Source organism: Ilumatobacter nonamiensis YM16-303 (assembly GCF_000350145.1).
Classification (GTDB): domain Bacteria; phylum Actinomycetota; class Acidimicrobiia; order Acidimicrobiales; family Ilumatobacteraceae; genus Ilumatobacter_A; species Ilumatobacter_A nonamiensis.
Window position 1 is genome coordinate 1 of the sequence record NZ_BAOL01000042.1, and the last position, 17,734, is coordinate 17,734.

Consider the following 17,734-nt stretch of genomic DNA (forward strand, 5'->3'; position numbering starts at 1 on the left):
GAGACACGACCGCGGACACCGCGGCCGAGGAGTCCGGCGGTGACGAGACCGCCGCCGGCATCGAGGACGTGACCGGTGACGGCGTCGTGACCTTCGGAGTGGCCACACCCGGGCCGCGTGACGACGGTGCCTACTACCAAGCACTCGTGGAAGGCATCGTCGCGTTCTCCGAGGAGAACGGGTTCGCCGAGCCGATCATCGTCGACAACATCGATCCCGCGCAGGCCGACACCGAGATTCGGAACCTCACCCGTCAAGGTGTCGACGTCATCGCCGTCGGCGCGAGCGAACTGGCCGACCCGCTCGAGGGACTCGCCGCCGAGTTCCCCGACATCTTCTGGTACTGCAACTGCGGTGCGGGTCAGCAGATCCCGGGCATCGCTCAGTCGTCGGACGACTCCGCGCAGATCAGCTACTCGGCCGGATATGCGACGGGGCTGCTCCTGCAGGACACCGGCGCCACTGCTGCCGCATTCCTCGGCTGCTGCGATCTCGACTTCGAGAAGGAGGCGTACATGGCCTTCGAACTCGGGATGCAGGCCGTCGACGAATCCTTCACGATGAGCTACATCCCGACCGGTGACTTCAACGACGTGGCCGGTGCCACCGAGGCGTTCAACCAGGCGGTCGCGAACGGCGCTGGTGCGGTGTACCCGTTCCTCGGCGGCGCCCACGAGCCGATCGTCCAGTTGGCCAACGATGAGGGCGTGATCACCATGTCGGCGGGTGCGTCCGATGTCTGCGAACGCGACGATCTCGACTACCAGATCGCCGTGCAGTTCGATGCCGGTGACTACCTCGACGTCATCATCGAGCAGATCGCCACAGGCGAGTTGAACGAAGGTGAGACCTTCGTGTTCACCGTCGGCGAGTTCCCGTTCGTCGGTGCAGCACTCTGCGACGGAACCGATGAGCAGGGCGCCGACCTCGACGACGTCAAGGCACAGATCGCTGCCGGCGACTTCGAGGAAGCGTTCTTCGCGATCAAGTCCGAGGCCTACGGCTTCTGATCCTCCGCTGATGGGTCGACGGTCCGGCACCGGTCACGGTGTCGGACCGACTTCCCGTCCGTCCCATTCGATTCCCGACTCGAACCACGGAGCTGTCGTGCGCGCTGCCCAGTACACCGAACACGGAGGACCCGAGGTTCTCTCGATCGTCGATCTCCCCGACCCGGAGCCGGGTCCGACGGATGTCGTCGTGGCGGTGGAAGCCTGCGCACTGAACCGTCTCGATGTCGTCCAACGCAATGGCTGGTTCACGCTCGATGGCTTCTCCCTCCCGCACGTCGCCGGCATGGACGTCGCCGGAACGGTCGTCAGCGCTGGCGTCGACAGCGACGCATCACAGGTTGCGGTCGGCGACCGGGTGGTCGTCGATCCGTCGCTCGTCGGCGTCGATCCGCGCTCGAAGCTCGCCGGGCGCGGCGACCTGCACGGTGAACTCGGCGTGATCGGTGCGAACGCCGATGGCGGATACGCCGAACTCTGCCTCGCTCCCGCCTCCCACGTGTACCGCGTCCCCGACACGCTCCCGATCGAGCACGCGTCGACATTTCCCACCTGCCATCTCACCGCCTCGCACGCGCTGTTCGACGTCGCCCGCCTCTCTGCCGGCGAGACGGTGATGATTCACGCGGCGGGAAGCGGGGTGTCCGTTGCCGCGATCCAGTTGGCGAAGCGCGCGGGCGCGACCGTGCTGGCCACGGCCGGTTCGCAGTCCAAGCTCGATCGAGCACTCGACCTGGGTGCCGACCACGTGGTGAACAACCGGGTCGGCGACCTTGCCGCATGGGCGCGCGAGATCACGGACGGCCGCGGCGTCGACGTGGTGTTCGATCACGTCGGTACCGCACTGTTCGCCCCCTCGATCTTCTCGCTGGCCGTCGGTGGCCGCCTCGTGTCGTGTGGCAACACGAGCGGCGACGAAGCGGTCATCCCGAGCCTCGGGTACCTCTTCCACAACCGGATCGCCGTACTCGGCTCCGACGCCTATCGGCCGGACGAGTTCGGTCCGGCGTGGGACACGTTCTGTACCGGCGACTTCGCGGTGCACATCGAGCAGGAGTATCCACTCGACGAGGCAGGTGCAGCTCAGGAACACCTCGCGTCGGGTGATGTCTTCGGCAAGATCGTGCTCCGGCCGCGGGAGTCCTGAGTCCCGAGCCATGGTCGACTCGCCGTACCCCGAGCTCAAGAAGACGCACACGATGGCGCGCGTCGGCCGTCCGTACACCGATCGCAAGCCGCCTGCAGCGGCGCCGGTGTGGGACGTGATCGAGGGGTACGGTCGATTCCACGCCCTGAACTCCGCCCTCGAACTCGGTGTGTTCGATGTGCTCGCAGAGATCGGTCCCGCCGAGGCCGGCACGCTCGCCCTTCGTCTCGACGTGTCCCCGACGCATCTCGAGACGTTGCTCGAAGGTGTGGTCGCGATGGGCCTGCTCGATCGCCGCCACCGAAGCTTCGAGTTGAACGACACCGCTCGGCGCTACCTCGTGTCCGACTCGCCCGCCTCGATGGCCTCGCTCGTGCCGGTGTCGCCGGGCCCGCTCGAGAACTGGCACCGACTCACCGACACCGTTCGCACGGGCGCGCCGGTCGATCCCGTCGATGACGACGCGTCGTTCCACGTTCCGCTCGTCGAGGGCACGTTCACGACGATCAACCGCTGCGCGATGCGCGCCGATCGTCAGCTCCGGTACAGCGCCCTGACGGCACCGAGGGTGCTCGAGCTGGGGGCAGGCGGGGCTCCCTGGTCGATCGCGGTGCTCGAATCCAGGACCGACGCGACCGCCGTCGTCAACGACCTCGACGGTGTTCTCGGCGTCGCCCGCCGCACGATTGCCGAACGAGGTCTGCTCGATCGCGTCGAGTTCCGGGCCGGCGACTTCCACCACATCGACGTCGAGTCCGCCGGCTACGACCTCGTCGTCCTCGGCCACATCTGCCGAACCGAGGGAGAAGCGGGAACGCGTTCGTTGATGCAGCGCTCGTTCGATGCGCTGAGACCGGGAGGACGCGTTCTGATCGGCGACTACTTCTGCGACGAGCAGCGATCCCAGGCCGGTCATGCCTTGATGATGGGCGTCACGATGATGGCGAGTACCCGTCGGGGCCGGACCTTCACGCACGGCCAGATCGGCGCATGGCTCACCGACGCCGGATTCGAGGCCGTTCGGTGCATCGAGCCGATCGGATTCCAGGAGGTGTTCGTCGGCGTGCGGCCGTCGGCCGCCCGGGCGAACGAACGAGGAGCACGCAGATGACCGAATCATTCACCGATCCCATCTCGATCGATCTACTCGTCGACGCCTGGTACGTGGTGACGATGAACGAGACGCGCGACATCATCCACCGCGGTTCGGTCGCGGTCGACGACGGTCGCATCGTGGCGGTCGGCAAGACCGCCGACCTCGAGCAGCGCTACCGGCCCGCCCGTCGAGTCGGCGGCGAACGATTCGTGCTGACGCCGGGGATGGTCAACACGCACATCCACATCACCGGCGAACCGTTGACCCGGGGGTACGTCCCCGACGACACGCCGTTCGAGGAGAACGTGTTCGTCTGGCTGACCAATCTGTACGCGGTCCACGGCGCAGGTGACGAACGGTGTTCCGCTCAGTTGGCGGCGACCGAAATGCTCCGCACCGGCACGACCACCTTCCTCGAGGCCGGCACCGTCCGTTTCCTCGACGAGGTCCTCGACGGGCTCGCCGAGACCGGAATCCGCGGCAAGCTCGGCTCGTGGGTGTGGGATCTCCCGCCCCAGCCCGACGTGTACCACCAGACCACGGATCAGGCGATCGCCCGGCTGCAGGCGCAGCTCGAGTCCTTCCGCACCGTGGCGGACGGTCGTCTCGGGACCTGGGCCACCGTGGTCGGTCACACCACGTGCTCCGACCCGTTGTGGAGGGCCACGCGCGAACTGGCCGACGAACACGACGTCGGCGTCAGCTTCCACATGTCGCCAGCGAAGTCGGACCCCGACGGATTCATCGCCGAGTTCGGCCGACGCCCGATGGAGCACCTCGAGGACCTGGGCGTGCTGCGTGAGGACTGTGCGATCACCCACTGCGTGCATGTCGACGACCGCGAGATCGACATCATGGGCGGGCACGGCCTCACGGTCGCCCACTGTCCGACCACGGCGCTCAAGGTCAGTTACGGCGTCACCCAGATCGGCAAGATGCCCGAGATGGTGCAGCGCGGGGTCAACGTGTCGATCGGGACCGATGGCAACAACGCGTCCAACTACTCCGACCTGATGCGCGCGACCTACCTCGTCGCCGGGTTGTTCAAGGACGGCCGCATCGATCCGCAGATGTTCCCCGCGGAGAAGGCATTCGAGATGGCCACCATCGGTGGAGCCGCAGCGATCGGACTGCAGGACGAGATCGGCTCGCTCGAGGTCGGCAAGCGCGCCGATCTCGTGCTCCACGACACCGACCGGCCCGAGTGGCGCCCGTTGTTGAACGTCGTGAATCAACTCGTGTGGTCGGCCGACGGCCGCGGCGTCCACACGGTCGTGGTGGACGGACGAATCGTCGTGGAGGATGGTCGGATGACCGGAATCGACGAGTCCGCGCTGTGGGTCGAGGCCCAGCAGCGAGGCGAGGCGATCGTCCAGCGGTCGGGCCTCCCGGACAAAGCGAAGTTCCCCACGTGGTGAGCGTGCAGGATCGTCCGTCGCCCGCCTCCGTCGCCGTCTCGGTGCGCGGGCTGACGAAGCGCTACGGCGATGTCGTCGCGTGCTCGAACGTCGACCTCGACCTTCGACGCGGTGAGATCCACGGCGTCCTGGGTGAGAACGGCGCCGGGAAGTCGACGCTGATGAAGGTGCTGATCGGATTGGTCCAGCCGGACTCCGGCACGCTGACGGTCGACGACGCGCGGGTGCGCATCGACAGCCCGGCCCGTGCCGGAGCACTCGGCATCGGGATGGTGCACCAGCACTTCAGCCTCGTCGACGAGCTGCGGGTCTGGGAGAACGTGGTGCTCGGTGAGCGTGAGCGTCTCGACGCGCGGCATGCCCGTGGACTCGTCGAGTCGATCGGCGAGCATTACGGCCTCGGGGTCGATCCGGATGCGCGGGTCGGAGATCTCACCGCCGGGATGCGACAGCGAGTCGAGATCATCAAGTGTCTCCGTCGCGATCCGTCCATCGTCATCTTCGACGAGCCGACATCGGTGCTGACGCCGCAGGAGTCCGAGCAGTTGTTCGGCGTGCTGCGCCTCGCGGTGGAACGCGAGAACAAGGCCGTCGCGCTGGTCAGCCACAAGCTCGACGAGATCCGCCAGGCGACCGACACGGTCACCATCCTGCGCCGTGGTGCGGTCGTCGAGGACGGTCCGACGGCTCGATTCGACCAGCAGTCGTTGGCACAGGCGATGATCGGGCGCGCCGTTTCATTGCGTGGTGACGACGCGGCCGCTCTGGGCGCCACCGACATCGTCGTCACCGAGGCGACGGCGGCGTCCGGCCCCGTCACCGCGCCGACCGTGCTCGCCGTGGAGAACGCAGTGTTCGACCGCTATGGGCATCGTGTTCTCGACGGTCTCGACCTCGATGTGCGGGCGGGCGAGATCGTCGGCATCGCCGGAGTCGAGGGGAACGGGCAGGTGGAGTTGGCCGACGTGCTCTCCAGCCTCGTGACCCTGGACGCCGGAACGGTGATCGTCGACGGCGTCGTCGTCCCGACCGGCAGGGCCGGAGCGATGGGCACTGCCGGGGTCGGGATGATCCCCGAGGATCGCCACGACGCCGGCTGCGTCCTCGACATGAGCGTCGCCGAGAACCTCGCGCTCGCGAGCGTCGGTGTCGGCAGCTGGCTGCGCCGTGTGGATCGGGCGAAGAACGAGGCCGATGCCTTGCGCCTGATCGACGAGTACGAGATCCGCTGCAGCGGGCCGGACGCGCCGTTCCACTCCTTGTCCGGGGGCAACCAGCAGCGAGTCGTTCTCGCGCGTGAGCTCAGCGCTGACCCGAAGGTGCTCGTCGCGGCGCAGCCGACGCGCGGTCTCGACGTCGGTGCCATCGAGTTCATGGGAGAGCAGCTCCGCGCTGCGGCAGCCCGCGGTGTCGGCGTGCTGCTCATCTCGAGCGAACTCGAGGAGATCCTGCACCTGGCCGACCGGATCCTGGTACTCCACGCCGGACGGATCGTCGGCGAGATGAATCGCACCGACGCAGACGTCGAGCGCATCGGTCTGCTGATGGGCGGGGTCACGACCGACACCACGACGACGGAAGGAGAAGCCGATGCGTGACCTGCGCAACCGACCCGGACTGCTGACCGGACGGCTGTCCACGAAGGACTCGAGCCTGACATTCGCGCTCTACGCGCTGTCGCTGCTCGGCGCGCTCGTGATCTCCGGCGCGCTCGTCGCGGCAACCGGCGGATCGGCACCCGACGTACTGTCGGCCTTGCTCGACGGCAGCGTGCGTTCGCCAGGGGCGTGGGGTCTGACCCTCACCACGGCGGCACCGCTCCTGCTCGTCGCGATCGGGACGATCGTCGCGACGCGGGCCGGGCTGGTGAACATCGGCCAGGAGGGGCAGGTGCTGATCGGTGCCGCGTTCGCCGCCTACGCCGCAGTCCGGCTGGGTGGACCTGGTTGGGTCGTCGTGACCGGCGCCCTTCTGTTCGGCGCGGTCGGCGGCGGAGCCTGGGCTGGAATCGCGGCCGGGCTCCGTGCATGGCGCAACGTTCCTGAAGTGCTCACCACGCTGCTCCTGACGTTCATCGCGTTCCCGCTGGTCACCTTCGGGCTCAGTCAGGCCGCGCTGATCGCCGATCGCGACACGACCCGTCAGAACCAGCTGAACACCGGTGAGATCATTCCCGGGACGGCGTTGCTGCCGGATGTCCACCTGTTCGGAAACGCGATCGACTCCGGTTTCCTCGTGGCGATCGGTCTGTCCGCCGTGCTCGCGTATCTGATCAGCCGCACCCTGCTCGGCACGCGTGTCGACATGCTCGGCTACAACCCGCGTGCTGCTCAACGGTTCGGTGTGGCGGCCGGTCCGCTGTCGGCGGCGGTGTTGATCGGTTCCGGGGCCACCGCCGGCGTGGCGGGTGCCGTGTTGCTCACCGGGGGCGCGGCGGGGGACCGGCTCGTGTTCGGATTCTCCGGGAACTTCGGTTGGGACGGGCTGCTCGTCGCGTTGTTGGCCCGCAACCGGATCCTCGTCGCCCTCCCCGTCGCGCTGATCTTCGCGATGCTGCGCACCGGGTCGAGCTTTCTCGCCGCGACGGGAGTCGACCGCAAGGTCACCGAGGTGGTCCAGGCCCTGCTCGTTCTCGCCCTGCTCATTCCCCCGGCGGTCCTCTTCATTCGCGACCGCCGGCGCGCGTTGCGGTCCAGCAACCAGAAGACGCCGGCCACGGCGCCGGAGGCGACCTGACATGTTCGAAGCACTCGGCACCCTGGTCTCTTCGGAGGCGCTCTACATCAGCGCGTTCCAGTTCTCGGTTCTCTTCGCGTTCGCGGGCTGCGGCGAATGGGTCGCCGAACGTGCCGGCACCCTGAACATCTCGATCGAAGGCATGCTCATCGGCGGCGCGTTCGGCGCGGTCGTGGGGCATCAGATGACGTCGTCCGCGATCGCCGGGTTGCTCGTCGGCGCGTTCTTCGGGTTCCTGATCGGCTGGTTCCAGGCGAACCTGAGCCATCGGCTCACGGCCAACCAGTTCGTCGTCGGGCTCGCGCTGAACGTCCTGGTGCTCGGTCTGACCGCGTTCCTCGATTCGTCGATCGGTTTCGACCCCGCACGCGCCGAGGTGATCGAGGTGCCGGTGCTCGTCGACATCCCGCTGGTGGGGACGGCGCTCTTCGGTCGGCCGTGGCCCGCGTACCTCATCTACCCGCTGGTGCCGCTGCTGTGGTGGGCGGTCTTCCGCACACGCTGGGGACTCGAGGTGCGATCGGTCGGCGAGAACCCCCAGGCCGCAGACGTGTCCGGTATCCACGTCAACGCCCGGCGCCGCCAGGCGATCTACATCACCGGTGTCAGCGCCGGGATCGGTGGAGCGTTCCTGGTTCTGGGGCAGGTCGGGTCGTTCCAGGCCGGGATGGTGAACGGTCGAGGTTTCATCGCTCTCGCCGCCGTGATCTTCGGTGGATGGACCTTGCGTGGCACCGTCATCGGCTGTGTCCTGTTCGGGTTCGTCGAGGCGGCCACGATCTCGATCCCTGCGAACGGTTACTCGATCGATCCGTTCATCCTCGAGGCCGCCCCCTACGTCGTCGCCCTCACCGTCGTGCTCGCATTCGCCACGCGAGTTCGTCAGCCACGAGCGCTCGCGCAGCCGTTCATCCGCGGCCTGACGTGACCGGCCATTCGCTCCGATGACCTTCTGGGAGGCGGTGCTGCTGCTCGTCGGCGGGCTCGCGGCGGGTGTGATCAACACGATGGCCGGTGGCGGTTCGGCGTTGACCGTCCCGCTGCTGGTGCTCGCCGGTGTGCCCGGCAACCAGGCCAATGGTTCGAATCGCGTCGGGGTGCTGACGTCGAGCGCTGCCGCGGTCGCCGCGTTCCGCGGCGAGGGTGTCGACGGCCTGAAGGGATCGCAGCGGATTCTCGTCCCGGCGGTGATCGGTTCGCTGATCGGCGCGTTCGGCATCAGCCAGGTGGCCGACGAGACCTTCGAGACGATCTTCGGGTACTTGTTGATCCCGATCATCATCCTCACGATCTTCAAACCGAAGCCCGCGCCGGACGCCACCCCGTGGTCGCCGCCGGTGACGATGGGGGTGTTCTTCCTCATCGGCTGCTACGGAGGCGCTTTCCAGGCGGGCGTCGGGCTGGTGATGCTGGCGGCGCTGACCCGGGCCGGCTATGACCTGGTCACGGCGAACAGCGTCAAGGTGTTGGTCAACCTGATCGTCACGGTGATCGCACTGCCGGTGTTCGTGCTCCAGGGCAACGTCGTGTGGGCACCTGCACTGGTGCTGGCTGCCGGCTTCATGGGCGGCGGATGGTTCGGGGCGAAGCTCGCGGTGAAAGGTGGCGAGAAGCTCGTGCGCGTGTTCATGATCGGCGCGGCGCTGTATCTCGCCGGTCGTCTCATCGGGATCTGGTGAGCGAGCGGTCGAACGGGCTGGAACGAGCTCGTCGCCGACGGGAAACACGCAGTTCACAGATTGGTCTTATGGTCAGACCAATATGTTGAATCGGTTGACCGCGACACCCGACTCCTGCTTCTGGGGGTATCTCGACGCTGATGAGCAGCCGGTGCTCAGCGTCGACCCCGGTGAGACGATCACGATCGAAGCGGTCACCCACCACTCCGGCGACGCTCCCGACCTCTTGATGGACGACGGAGTGCGCGCGATCTGGGACGGCATCGCACCCGAGACGCGCACACCCGGCGTGCACATCATGACCGGCCCGATCGAGGTCCGCGGGGCGAAGCCGGGCGACACGCTGCGGGTGGAGCTGTTGTCGATGACGCCGCGGATGCCCTACGGGTCGAACTGTGCGGCGAACTGGGGGCTCTTCCACGAACGGTTCGGCAAGGAACGGATCACGATCTACGAACTCCACGATCCGGAGCCGGACGCGGCGGGCACCATGCAGTTCCCGCCGTTCGCCACGCCGATGTTCGGGTTCGATTTCGCCGCGCGCGAGCTCTACGACCTCCCCGGAGTGATCTCCGAACCGACGCCCGAGCTCCGGCAACCGTTCGGGCGCGACGTCCGCGTCCCGGTCCGCCCGCACCTCGGCGTGATGGGTGTCGCCCCGGAAGGTGGGCGACGGAGCAGCATCGAGCCGGGCGTCTTCGGCGGCAACGTCGACAACTGGCGCTTCGGGCCCGGTGCGACCGTCCACTACCCGGTCTTCCAGGAGGGCGCGGGCTTCTACGTCGGAGATCCGCACTTCGCTCAGGGCGACGGCGAGATCTGCGGCACCGCGATCGAGGCGTCGCTCGACGTGACGCTGCGGTTGTCGCTCGCTTCCGATCTGCCCGTCGAGGCCCCGCTGCTGCGGACCGACACCCATTGGTTCACCCACGGCTTCTCCGGGGGTGTCGAGGAAGGCGTCGACGGACTCGGCACGGCGATGACCATGGCGGCCGAGCAGATGTTGAAGCTGATGGTCGACAAGGGCGGCTTCACGATGGACGAGGCCTACTCGCTCGCATCGGTCGCCGTCGACATGGGTGTCACCCAGGTCGTCGACGGCATCGTCGGCTGCCACGCCGCCATAGCCCACTCGATCCTCGCCCCCTGACCCGCCGACGTCCCCCGATGCCGGTTGACGCAGGCGGTGCGCCGTCAGCGGAGATTGGCGCGCTCGATCAGGCTGCGGTGGCGTTGCTCGGCCTCGACCGCCAGTGCTCCGCGGTGGACCATCGTGGGCTCGCCATCGCGGACCACGACGCGACCCGACGACACGACGTGCGCCACGCTGCGTCCGTCGCTCGCCCACACCAGCTGCAGCACGGGGTCGGGTGAGCGCGGGACCCATTCGGGTCCGGTGGTGTCGACGATCGTGATGTCGGCTCGCTTGCCGACGCTGATGGAGCCGATCTCGTCGGACATGCCGAGTGCCTTGGCCGCCCCGAGTGTCGCATGGTGCAACGCTGCGTGTGCACCGAAGACCGTCGGGTCCATCGTCGCGTCCTTCGCGAGTCCGGCCGCGAGCGCGGCCGCTCCGAGCACGTCGATCGCATCGCCGGCGTTCTCCGCGTCGCAGCCGAGCGCGACCCGACCGCCCCGAGCGATGAACTCGATGTGGCGACCCGCGCGGGACACACCCTGCCCGAGTCGCAGGTACGCCCATGGGCAGTAGGCGATCGCGGTGTCGGTTGCGAGCAATCGGTCGAGTTCGTCGTCGGCGAGATGCACGCCGTGGCCGAGAAGCACATGGCTGCCGAGCGCGCCGAGGTCGTCGAGGTGCACCGCCGGACGTTTCCCCACGCGTTCGAGGTACGCAGCGGTGTCGCTGTCGGACGGTGAGAGATGGAACGTGATGCCGGTCGCGTGCGCTCGCGCGAGATCACTCGCCGCGACGACGAGTTCGTCGCTCATGAGGTCGTGGCCGACGAGCGTCACCCAGCCGTCGACCCGGTCGTGGCCCGCGGTCAGCTGCTGCACCTCACGCTGGCGATCCAGTACGTCCTCGACCGTGTCTCCGGCCCATGGCTCTCCGGCGACATCCCATCCCCACGAACCGAGCGTTCCCCCGACACCGACGGCGTCGAAGCCCGCGAGCACGCGCGCGGGATGGGCGACGGTCCCTGCCTCCACCGTGAAGGTCACACCGTTGCATGCGGCTTCGATGAGCGAGAGGGTGGCCGACAATTCGTCGTCGTCGCCGGTGTGTGCGGCGTGCGCCGGGACCGCCCATTCGAAGATCGACCGTCCGGGCTCGAGGTCGTCGGGGATCATCGAGCGAATCAGGCGATCGCCGGTGAGGTGCTGGTGAGCGTTGATCAAGCCGGGGATCGCCAGGTGCCCGCGACCCCCGATCGTCGACGCCTCCGGGTGGGCGGCCCGGAGCGTCGCCGCGGGTCCGATGGCGGTGATTCTTCCGTCGGCGACGGCGATCGCAGCGTCGGTGATCGGAACGCTCCCCGGTTCCATCGTGAGCACGGTGTCGGCGAGTACGAGCAGGTCGGGATCCGCACGGTCGGTCGGTGAGTCGTTCAACGGAGGTGTGCTCATCCCGGCTATGGTAAGACCATCAGACCAAACGAAGATGATTCGAGCGAGTGTCGGCCGCAGGGAAACGTCCCCGCCGACCCGCGGCAAGGAACGAGGATGCCGTCATGCTGATCGAGAACGAAGCGCTGCTGCATCACTGGTATGTGGTCGCCGAGTCGACCGACGTGGCCGACGAGCCGGTCGCCGTCAAGCTACTCGGACGGGACCTCGTCGTCTGGCGTGCCGTCGGTGGTGACGTGGTCGCTGCACCCGATCGCTGTCCGCATCGCGAAGCTCCGCTGAGCGAGGGCACGGTGCACGACGGATGCCTCGTGTGTCCGTACCACGGGTGGAAGTTCGGCGACGCGGGTCGCTGCGTCGAAGTGCCGTCGTCGGGCACCGGGAAGAAGGTGCCGCCGGCTGCGCACCTCCCCACCGCACAGGTTCGCGAACGGTACGGACTGGTGTGGTTGAGCCTCGGAGAACCGCAGGTCGACATCCCCGAGATGGAAGCCGAGAGCGACGAGCGGTATCGCCGGATCAACTCCGGTGTCCAGGTGTGGAACACCTCGAGCACCCGCATGACCGACAACTTCCTCGACATCTCGCACTTCCCGTACGTGCACATCGGCACGTTCGGCATCGCCCAGAACCAGGACGTTCCGAAGATCGAGATGGAGCAGCTCGACGCCGACTTCTTCGGGTACGAGTACGAGGTCGAAGTGCGCAACGAGGACGGCGCAGCATCATCGGGGATGGACGACGCGGTCATCACGCGTCGGATGACGACCGGGTTCAACCTGCCGTTCACCGTGCGTAGCACCATCCACTACGAGACCGGTCTGGATCACCTGATCCTGCTGTGCTCGACACCGATCGACGACGTCACCTCGTACTTTACGTTCGTGATCTGGCGCAACGACGACTTCTCGGTTCCGGCCGAGGAGGTCATCGTGTTCGACCGGGCGATCGGGGCCGAGGACAAGTCGATGCTCGAGAAGGTCAAGGGTGTCCTCCCACTCGATCAACGCGCAACGGTGAGTGTTCAGTCGGACAAGCCCTCGGTCGAGTGGCGTCGGCGGTTCGCCGACATGCTCGCCTGAAGCGATCCGCTCGCGTCGAAATCCCGCGAGAATTTCTCCGTCCCGGTGTCGATTCGGCGTCGGTCGTTCGTGGAGGAGGCAGGAACACCGCTCCACGGGTTCCATCCGACACACCGAACAAGGAGAATGTGAACATGGCTGAGTACCTGCTTTCCGTCTGGCACGATGAGGAATTCGAGGTCGACTTCGAGGGCGACGACATGCAGCGCATCGTCGCTCAGGTCGACCAGTTCAATGCCGACCTGCAATCGACCAACACCTGGGTGTACGGCAACGGCTTGCAGCCGGCGTCGTCCGCGACGGTGGTCCGAGGTACCGACGGTGACGTGTCGATGACCGACGGCCCGTACGCCGAATCGAAGGAGCAGATGGGCGGGTTCTGGGTCATCGAGGCGGCCGACTTCGACACCGCCCTGGAGTGGGCGCGCAAGGCAACCGTCGCCTGTGAAGGGCCCGTCGAACTGCGTCCGTTCCAGAGTGAGGGCTGACCGCGCCGCACCGGCGCTGCTCGACAGCGTGTTCCGGCGCGAAGCCGGACGCTGCACCGCGACTCTGATCCGTGTCCTCGGCGACGTCGACCTCGCCGAGGACGCGGTGGCGGAGGCGTTCGCGATCGCCGCGACTCGGTGGCCCGTCGACGGCGTTCCGCTGAACCCCGGCGGATGGATCACGACGACGGCTCGCAACCGGGCGATCGACCGGATCCGACGCGAGCGTGACAGCGATGGTCGACACGCTGCGGCACGGCGACTGCACGAGGCCTCGATGGAACGCGACCCGGATCCAGAACTCGCCGACCTCGACGCCTACGTCGACGTGGTCCCCGACGACCAGCTCCGGCTGATGTTCCTGTGTTGCCATCCTGCGCTCGCACGGGACGCGCAGGTCGCGCTGACGCTGCGGTTGTTGGGCGGCCTCGAGACACCCGAGATCGCCCGGTGCTTCGTCGTACCGGAAGCGACGATGGCCCAGCGGATCGTCCGCGCGAAACGCAAGCTGCGCGACAACCACGCGTCGTATCGCATTCCCGAGGCGGCGGAGCTTCCTGATCGGCTCGGCGTCGTGCTGCACGCGATCAGGTTGATCTTCACCGAGGGACACCGGGCGACGACCGGTGACGCGCTCGTCCGGACCGATCTGTCCGACGAGGCGATCCGACTCGGTCGGGTCCTCGTCGACCTGATGCCCGACGAACCCGAAGCGGTCGGACTGCTGGCGTTGATGCTGCTCACCGACGCTCGTCGCCCCGCGCGCACTGCTGCCGACGGGTCGTTGGTACCGCTCGCCGATCAGGACCGCGCGCAGTGGGACCGAGCGATGATCGCCGAGGGGCACCAACTCGTGCGCGCGTGCCTGCGACGTAACCAGCCGGGTCCGTTCCAGATCCACGCCGCGATCGCCGCGGTCCACGCCGACGCGTCCACGGCGGAGGACACGGACTGGTCCCAGATCGTCGCTCTGTACGACCAGCTCCTCGCTCACCGTCCCGATGCGGTGGTGGCGACGAATCGAGCGGTCGCGGTGGCCGAGCTGAAGGGCGCCGAGGCCGGCCTGCGCGAGCTCGCGGAGATCGACGAAAGCGCCGTGGCCGACTACCAGCCGTTTCATTGCGTGCGTGCGGATCTGCTCCGTCGGAACGACCGCCTGGATGAGGCGATCGTGGCCTACGACCGCGCGATCGATCTCACGACGAACCCGGTCGAAGCCCGTTTCCTGGCTGATCGCCGGGCGGCTGTTGCCCCGACGACGTGAACGTGACCCTGTGAGTCGATGTTCGTGGGTGACCGGCACCCACGAACACTTCAGGCGGCGGGGGTCAGGGCGTACTTGTCGGGGTCGGTGACGAAGTCGGCGTGGCCGTAGATGTCGAGGAGGTGGGCGAGGCGGTTGTCGAGGCGGCGGTCCACGCGATCGGACACGGCAGGAAGTCGGAGGCCGACCCGGTAGAACGCGGTCTTCGCGGTGACCACCGCGATCGCGGCGGCCGCTGCCGCCTTGTCCGCTGCGCCGAACGTGATTCCGATCGACTCGGCACGCTCCGAGTCGCCGCCGAGGAAGCTCTTGATCAGCACGAAGCGCGAGAAGCCGTTCTCGAGCCAGGCGTGCACGCGCCCCTGGACGGTTGACGTGTCGAACAGTTCGGCCTCCAACGTGCCGCGGACGAGCTTTCCGCACGTGTCGTCGTCGTAGCCCTCGCGCAGCGAGATGTGGCGGGCCGTGAGCAGGTCGACGATTTCCTGCGGTGTCTCGCCGAGCAGGTTCTCGGGGAGTCCGAGCAGGAAGCATCGATACCGCGACAGCTCGACCCGCGCCCGCTGCTCGGGCGTGAACTCGGTCTCGCCCTTGCCGAGGAGTTGCGCGGACATCAGGAACACGCCGATCAGGCCGGCGGGCATCTGGTCGACCTGCGGAATCGGAATGCCGTAGGTACCGACGTCCCACTCTCCCGAACGCAACAGGTGGAATCGCACCATCGAGTGCATCAGGCGGACCTTCGCCGCAGCCTCGAACCCCTTGCCGGAACGGTCGAGCGCACCGGGCAACGTCGTCGCGGTGAAGAAGCTGGCGGTCTCGAAGACCCGCTTCGCGGCCGCTTCATCGGACAGGGTTCCGGTCATCGTCATCGGCAGTGCCGCGTACTTGTTCAGGAACGTGGCGAGGAACGCTCCCCGGATCGCCAACGGCGTCGCGGTTGCCATGCCGATGCGCTCCTCGCGGGCGCCCAGCTCCACGAGTTCCATGTCGACCCAGTCGGGCGTGGCTTCCATCGCCGCGATGAGGTCGACGAGTTCCTGCGGCGCGTTGTCGACGTTCTCCACCCCGTGCTCGCACGCCGATTCCACCATCTCGATGAGCGTGCGGAATCCGAGTTCGGGAATCAACGCCGCGTACGCGTCGGCGACCCGATCGCCGGTCATCGTGGCGTCGCGGATCGTCTCGCGCAGCTCGGTCTGGTCGATCACCCTCGCGATGGCCGCGTGGTTCTTCACGAACCGCTCGTCGTCGATCGAGGCGTCGCGGTCGTAGCGCTCGGGGATGATCGTGAAGTCGACGTCGCCGTAGATGGTGGGGAGGGCGTCGCGCTGACTCGTCACCACGTCGTCGTACACCTGCATTGTCATGTCGACCTGGCCCTTTCGCCGAGTTGGTTCGCCCGAATCTATGACAGGCGGCGCGATGCAGCGAGTCCGGCGCGTTCGTGCCGCCGCGCCGTCGCTCAGGTGGGGAGACCCGCGATGACCACATCCAGGTCGGCAGGACGGGGAACGGGAAGTCGATCGACAGGGAACCAGCGCGCCGGCTGCCCGTCCTCGGTTCCGGTCGGTTCGGTCGACGTGTGGAACAGATATCCGAGTGTCCAATGGACATGGTTCTCGGTGGTCGGCCGCGGACAGTCGGCCGACCGTGTCAACGTGGCCGCGTCACGGGTCACCGGAGCGATCGCCAGGCCGGTCTCCTCGCGCAGCTCGCGGATCGCCGCGTCACGCGGGCTCTCGCCTGGCTCCAGGTGGCCGCCGGGGCACGACCAACCGAGGCGACGGTGGCGAACGAGCAACACCCGCTCCCGGGTCGGATCCAACACCCACGCGATCGCGACGACGTGGCCGGGAGAGCTGTCGTCCGGACGTCGGAGGAAGTCGCGGAACTCATCGATCGAGGTACCGACGACGATGCAGCGCTCGTCGAGCGCGTACCCGTCGGGTACACCGGTCATCGATGGGACGGCGTCGTGATCAGACTCATCGCCTCGGACCGGGACCGGGGATCCTCGCGGAACTGTCCCCGAACGGCCGAGGTCATCGTCAACGCGCCGGGCTTGGCGACCCCGCGGATCGACATGCACAGGTGCTCGGCCTCCAGGACCACGATCACGCCGCGCGGTTCCAGCACCGATTCGATCGCGGAGGCGATCTGCGTCGTCAGTCGTTCCTGCACCTGGAGTCGTCGTGCATACCCATCGACCAGCCGGGCCAGCTTCGACAACCCGGTCACGTGCCCGGATGGACCCGGGATGTAGCCGACGTGGGCGGTCCCGATGAACGGCAGCATGTGGTGCTCACACATCGACGAGAACGAGATTCCTCGAACCAGGACGATCTCGTCGTGGTCGGCCTCGAAGACGGTCGACAAGTGACTCGCCGGGTCCGAGCCCATGCCGTCGGTGACCTCTGCGTACATGCGGGCGACCCGACCCGGCGTTGCCTGCAAGCCATCTCGATCCGGGTCCTCGCCGATCGCCAGCAGCAACTCGCGCACGGCGGCCTCGGCACGCTCCGCGTCAACCTGGCGCTCAGTCTCTGCGGTCACGGCTCCAGCATGCTGTCAGCCTCCGCGGTCGACCAAAAGGGCGTACGGTCGCCGTGATGGAGCGCACGACCGTGGTCAGCGATGCCGACGACCGGCGGCTCGCCGACTTCCGTCGGTTGAACGATCAGGCAGCGCGCCGCGAGATGGAGGGCGACGAGTACTTCATCTCGGAAGGTTGGGTCTCGATCGAGCGGCTGATCGATTCCAGGCACGTGTTCCGGTCGGTCCTGCTGTCGCCGTCGCGCGTGAAGCGGTTCCTCCCGTTCACCGAGCGTCCGGAGCTGATCGGAGTTCCCGTCTACGTGGCCGAGCGTGAGGTGATGCGGGACATCGTCGGGTTCGACCTGCCGCGCGGGGTGCTCGTGTCCGCGCAACGCCGGCCGTTGACGTCGATCGACGCGCTCGCGTCGAGTTCCACACGCGTGATCGTGCTCGAAGCCCTGAACGACAACGAGAACGTCGGCGCGATCGCCCGGGCCGCGCGAGCGTTCGACGTCGACGGCGTGCTGCTCAGCCCGACCTGTACCGATCCCTACCAGCGGCGCACCGTGCGGGTGAGCATGGGTGAGATCCTGCACATGCGAGTCGCACGGGCAACCCGCGACGAGTGGCCGGACGCGCTCGACGTCCTGCACGCAGCCGGCTTCGAGACGTGGGCGATGACGCCGGCCG

Annotated in this window: 17 protein-coding genes; 13 read left to right on the forward strand and 4 right to left on the reverse strand. The window is 67.5% G+C overall.

Annotated elements, in window-relative coordinates; translation table 11 throughout:
* From ON45_RS05440 to ON45_RS05480, 9 genes are all read left to right on the forward strand, one after another.
* On the forward strand, positions 1–1,010 hold a 1,010-nt coding region (locus ON45_RS05440; protein WP_051062535.1), incomplete at its 5' end, for a BMP family lipoprotein.
* A gap of 97 nt (positions 1,011–1,107) precedes the next feature.
* Entirely contained in the window at positions 1,108–2,157 is a 1,050-nt protein-coding gene (locus ON45_RS05445) for a zinc-binding dehydrogenase (protein ID WP_040492589.1), read from the forward strand.
* A gap of 10 nt (positions 2,158–2,167) precedes the next feature.
* Complete coding sequence (locus ON45_RS05450; RefSeq protein WP_040492580.1) at positions 2,168–3,268, forward strand: methyltransferase; 1,101 nt, start codon at positions 2,168–2,170, stop codon at positions 3,266–3,268.
* Positions 3,265–4,671: an amidohydrolase family protein gene (locus tag ON45_RS05455; RefSeq protein WP_040492581.1), complete on the forward strand. Its 1,407-nt coding sequence runs from the start codon at positions 3,265–3,267 to the stop codon at positions 4,669–4,671. Before ON45_RS05450 ends, ON45_RS05455 begins: the two co-directional genes overlap by 4 nt.
* Entirely contained in the window at positions 4,668–6,269 is a 1,602-nt protein-coding gene (locus ON45_RS05460; RefSeq protein ID WP_241432153.1) for an ABC transporter ATP-binding protein, read from the forward strand. Before ON45_RS05455 ends, ON45_RS05460 begins: the two co-directional genes overlap by 4 nt.
* Positions 6,262–7,407 carry an ABC transporter permease gene (locus tag ON45_RS05465; protein WP_051062541.1) on the forward strand — a complete coding sequence of 382 codons (1,146 nt, stop codon included), beginning with the start codon at positions 6,262–6,264 and terminating at the stop codon, positions 7,405–7,407. Before ON45_RS05460 ends, ON45_RS05465 begins: the two co-directional genes overlap by 8 nt.
* A gap of 1 nt (position 7,408) precedes the next feature.
* On the forward strand, positions 7,409–8,335 hold the full coding sequence (locus tag ON45_RS05470) for an ABC transporter permease (protein WP_051062543.1): 927 nt from the start codon (positions 7,409–7,411) through the stop codon (positions 8,333–8,335).
* 16 nt (positions 8,336–8,351) lie between these two features.
* Positions 8,352–9,086 carry a sulfite exporter TauE/SafE family protein gene (locus ON45_RS05475; RefSeq protein ID WP_051062545.1) on the forward strand — a complete coding sequence of 245 codons (735 nt, stop codon included), beginning with the start codon at positions 8,352–8,354 and terminating at the stop codon, positions 9,084–9,086.
* A 94-nt stretch (positions 9,087–9,180) separates the two neighbouring features.
* A complete protein-coding gene (locus ON45_RS05480) occupies positions 9,181–10,236 on the forward strand; it encodes an acetamidase/formamidase family protein (protein ID WP_206537649.1) in 1,056 nt (351 codons plus the stop codon).
* Between the two features lie 44 nt (positions 10,237–10,280).
* Here ON45_RS05480 and ON45_RS05485 read toward each other — a convergent pair whose 3' ends face one another.
* Positions 10,281–11,672, reverse strand: coding sequence for an amidohydrolase family protein (locus tag ON45_RS05485; protein WP_051062547.1), 1,392 nt, complete (start codon positions 11,670–11,672; stop codon positions 10,281–10,283).
* 104 nt (positions 11,673–11,776) lie between these two features.
* Between ON45_RS05485 and ON45_RS05490 the strand changes: the two genes are divergently transcribed.
* The 3 genes from ON45_RS05490 to ON45_RS05500 all read left to right on the forward strand — a co-directional run bounded on the left by ON45_RS05490 (position 11,777) and on the right by ON45_RS05500 (position 14,506).
* Positions 11,777–12,754 carry a Rieske 2Fe-2S domain-containing protein gene (locus ON45_RS05490; RefSeq protein ID WP_040492583.1) on the forward strand — a complete coding sequence of 326 codons (978 nt, stop codon included), beginning with the start codon at positions 11,777–11,779 and terminating at the stop codon, positions 12,752–12,754.
* A gap of 134 nt (positions 12,755–12,888) precedes the next feature.
* Complete coding sequence (locus ON45_RS05495; RefSeq protein ID WP_040492597.1) at positions 12,889–13,242, forward strand: YciI family protein; 354 nt, start codon at positions 12,889–12,891, stop codon at positions 13,240–13,242.
* The gene (locus ON45_RS05500) at positions 13,232–14,506 is read left to right on the forward strand and encodes an RNA polymerase sigma factor (RefSeq protein WP_040492584.1); all 1,275 of its coding nucleotides are present in this window, start codon (positions 13,232–13,234) and stop codon (positions 14,504–14,506) included. Before ON45_RS05495 ends, ON45_RS05500 begins: the two co-directional genes overlap by 11 nt.
* A 50-nt stretch (positions 14,507–14,556) precedes the next feature.
* On the opposite strand, the gene ON45_RS05505 is transcribed toward ON45_RS05500, so the two are convergent.
* From ON45_RS05505 to folE, 3 genes are all read right to left on the reverse strand, one after another.
* The gene (locus tag ON45_RS05505; RefSeq protein WP_040492585.1) at positions 14,557–15,876 is read right to left on the reverse strand and encodes an oxygenase MpaB family protein; all 1,320 of its coding nucleotides are present in this window, start codon (positions 15,874–15,876) and stop codon (positions 14,557–14,559) included.
* Between the two features lie 95 nt (positions 15,877–15,971).
* Entirely contained in the window at positions 15,972–16,469 is a 498-nt protein-coding gene (locus ON45_RS21120; RefSeq protein ID WP_051062548.1) for an NUDIX hydrolase, read from the reverse strand.
* Positions 16,466–17,062, reverse strand: a complete 597-nt coding sequence (gene folE / locus ON45_RS05515) for a GTP cyclohydrolase I FolE (protein ID WP_040492586.1) — start codon at positions 17,060–17,062, stop codon at positions 16,466–16,468. The genes ON45_RS21120 and folE overlap by 4 nt, the downstream gene beginning before the upstream one ends.
* Before the next feature lie 56 nt (positions 17,063–17,118).
* Between folE and ON45_RS05520 the strand changes: the two genes are divergently transcribed.
* Positions 17,119–17,734, forward strand: a 616-nt coding sequence (locus ON45_RS05520) for a TrmH family RNA methyltransferase (RefSeq protein WP_040492587.1), incomplete at its 3' end; no start/stop codon positions are given.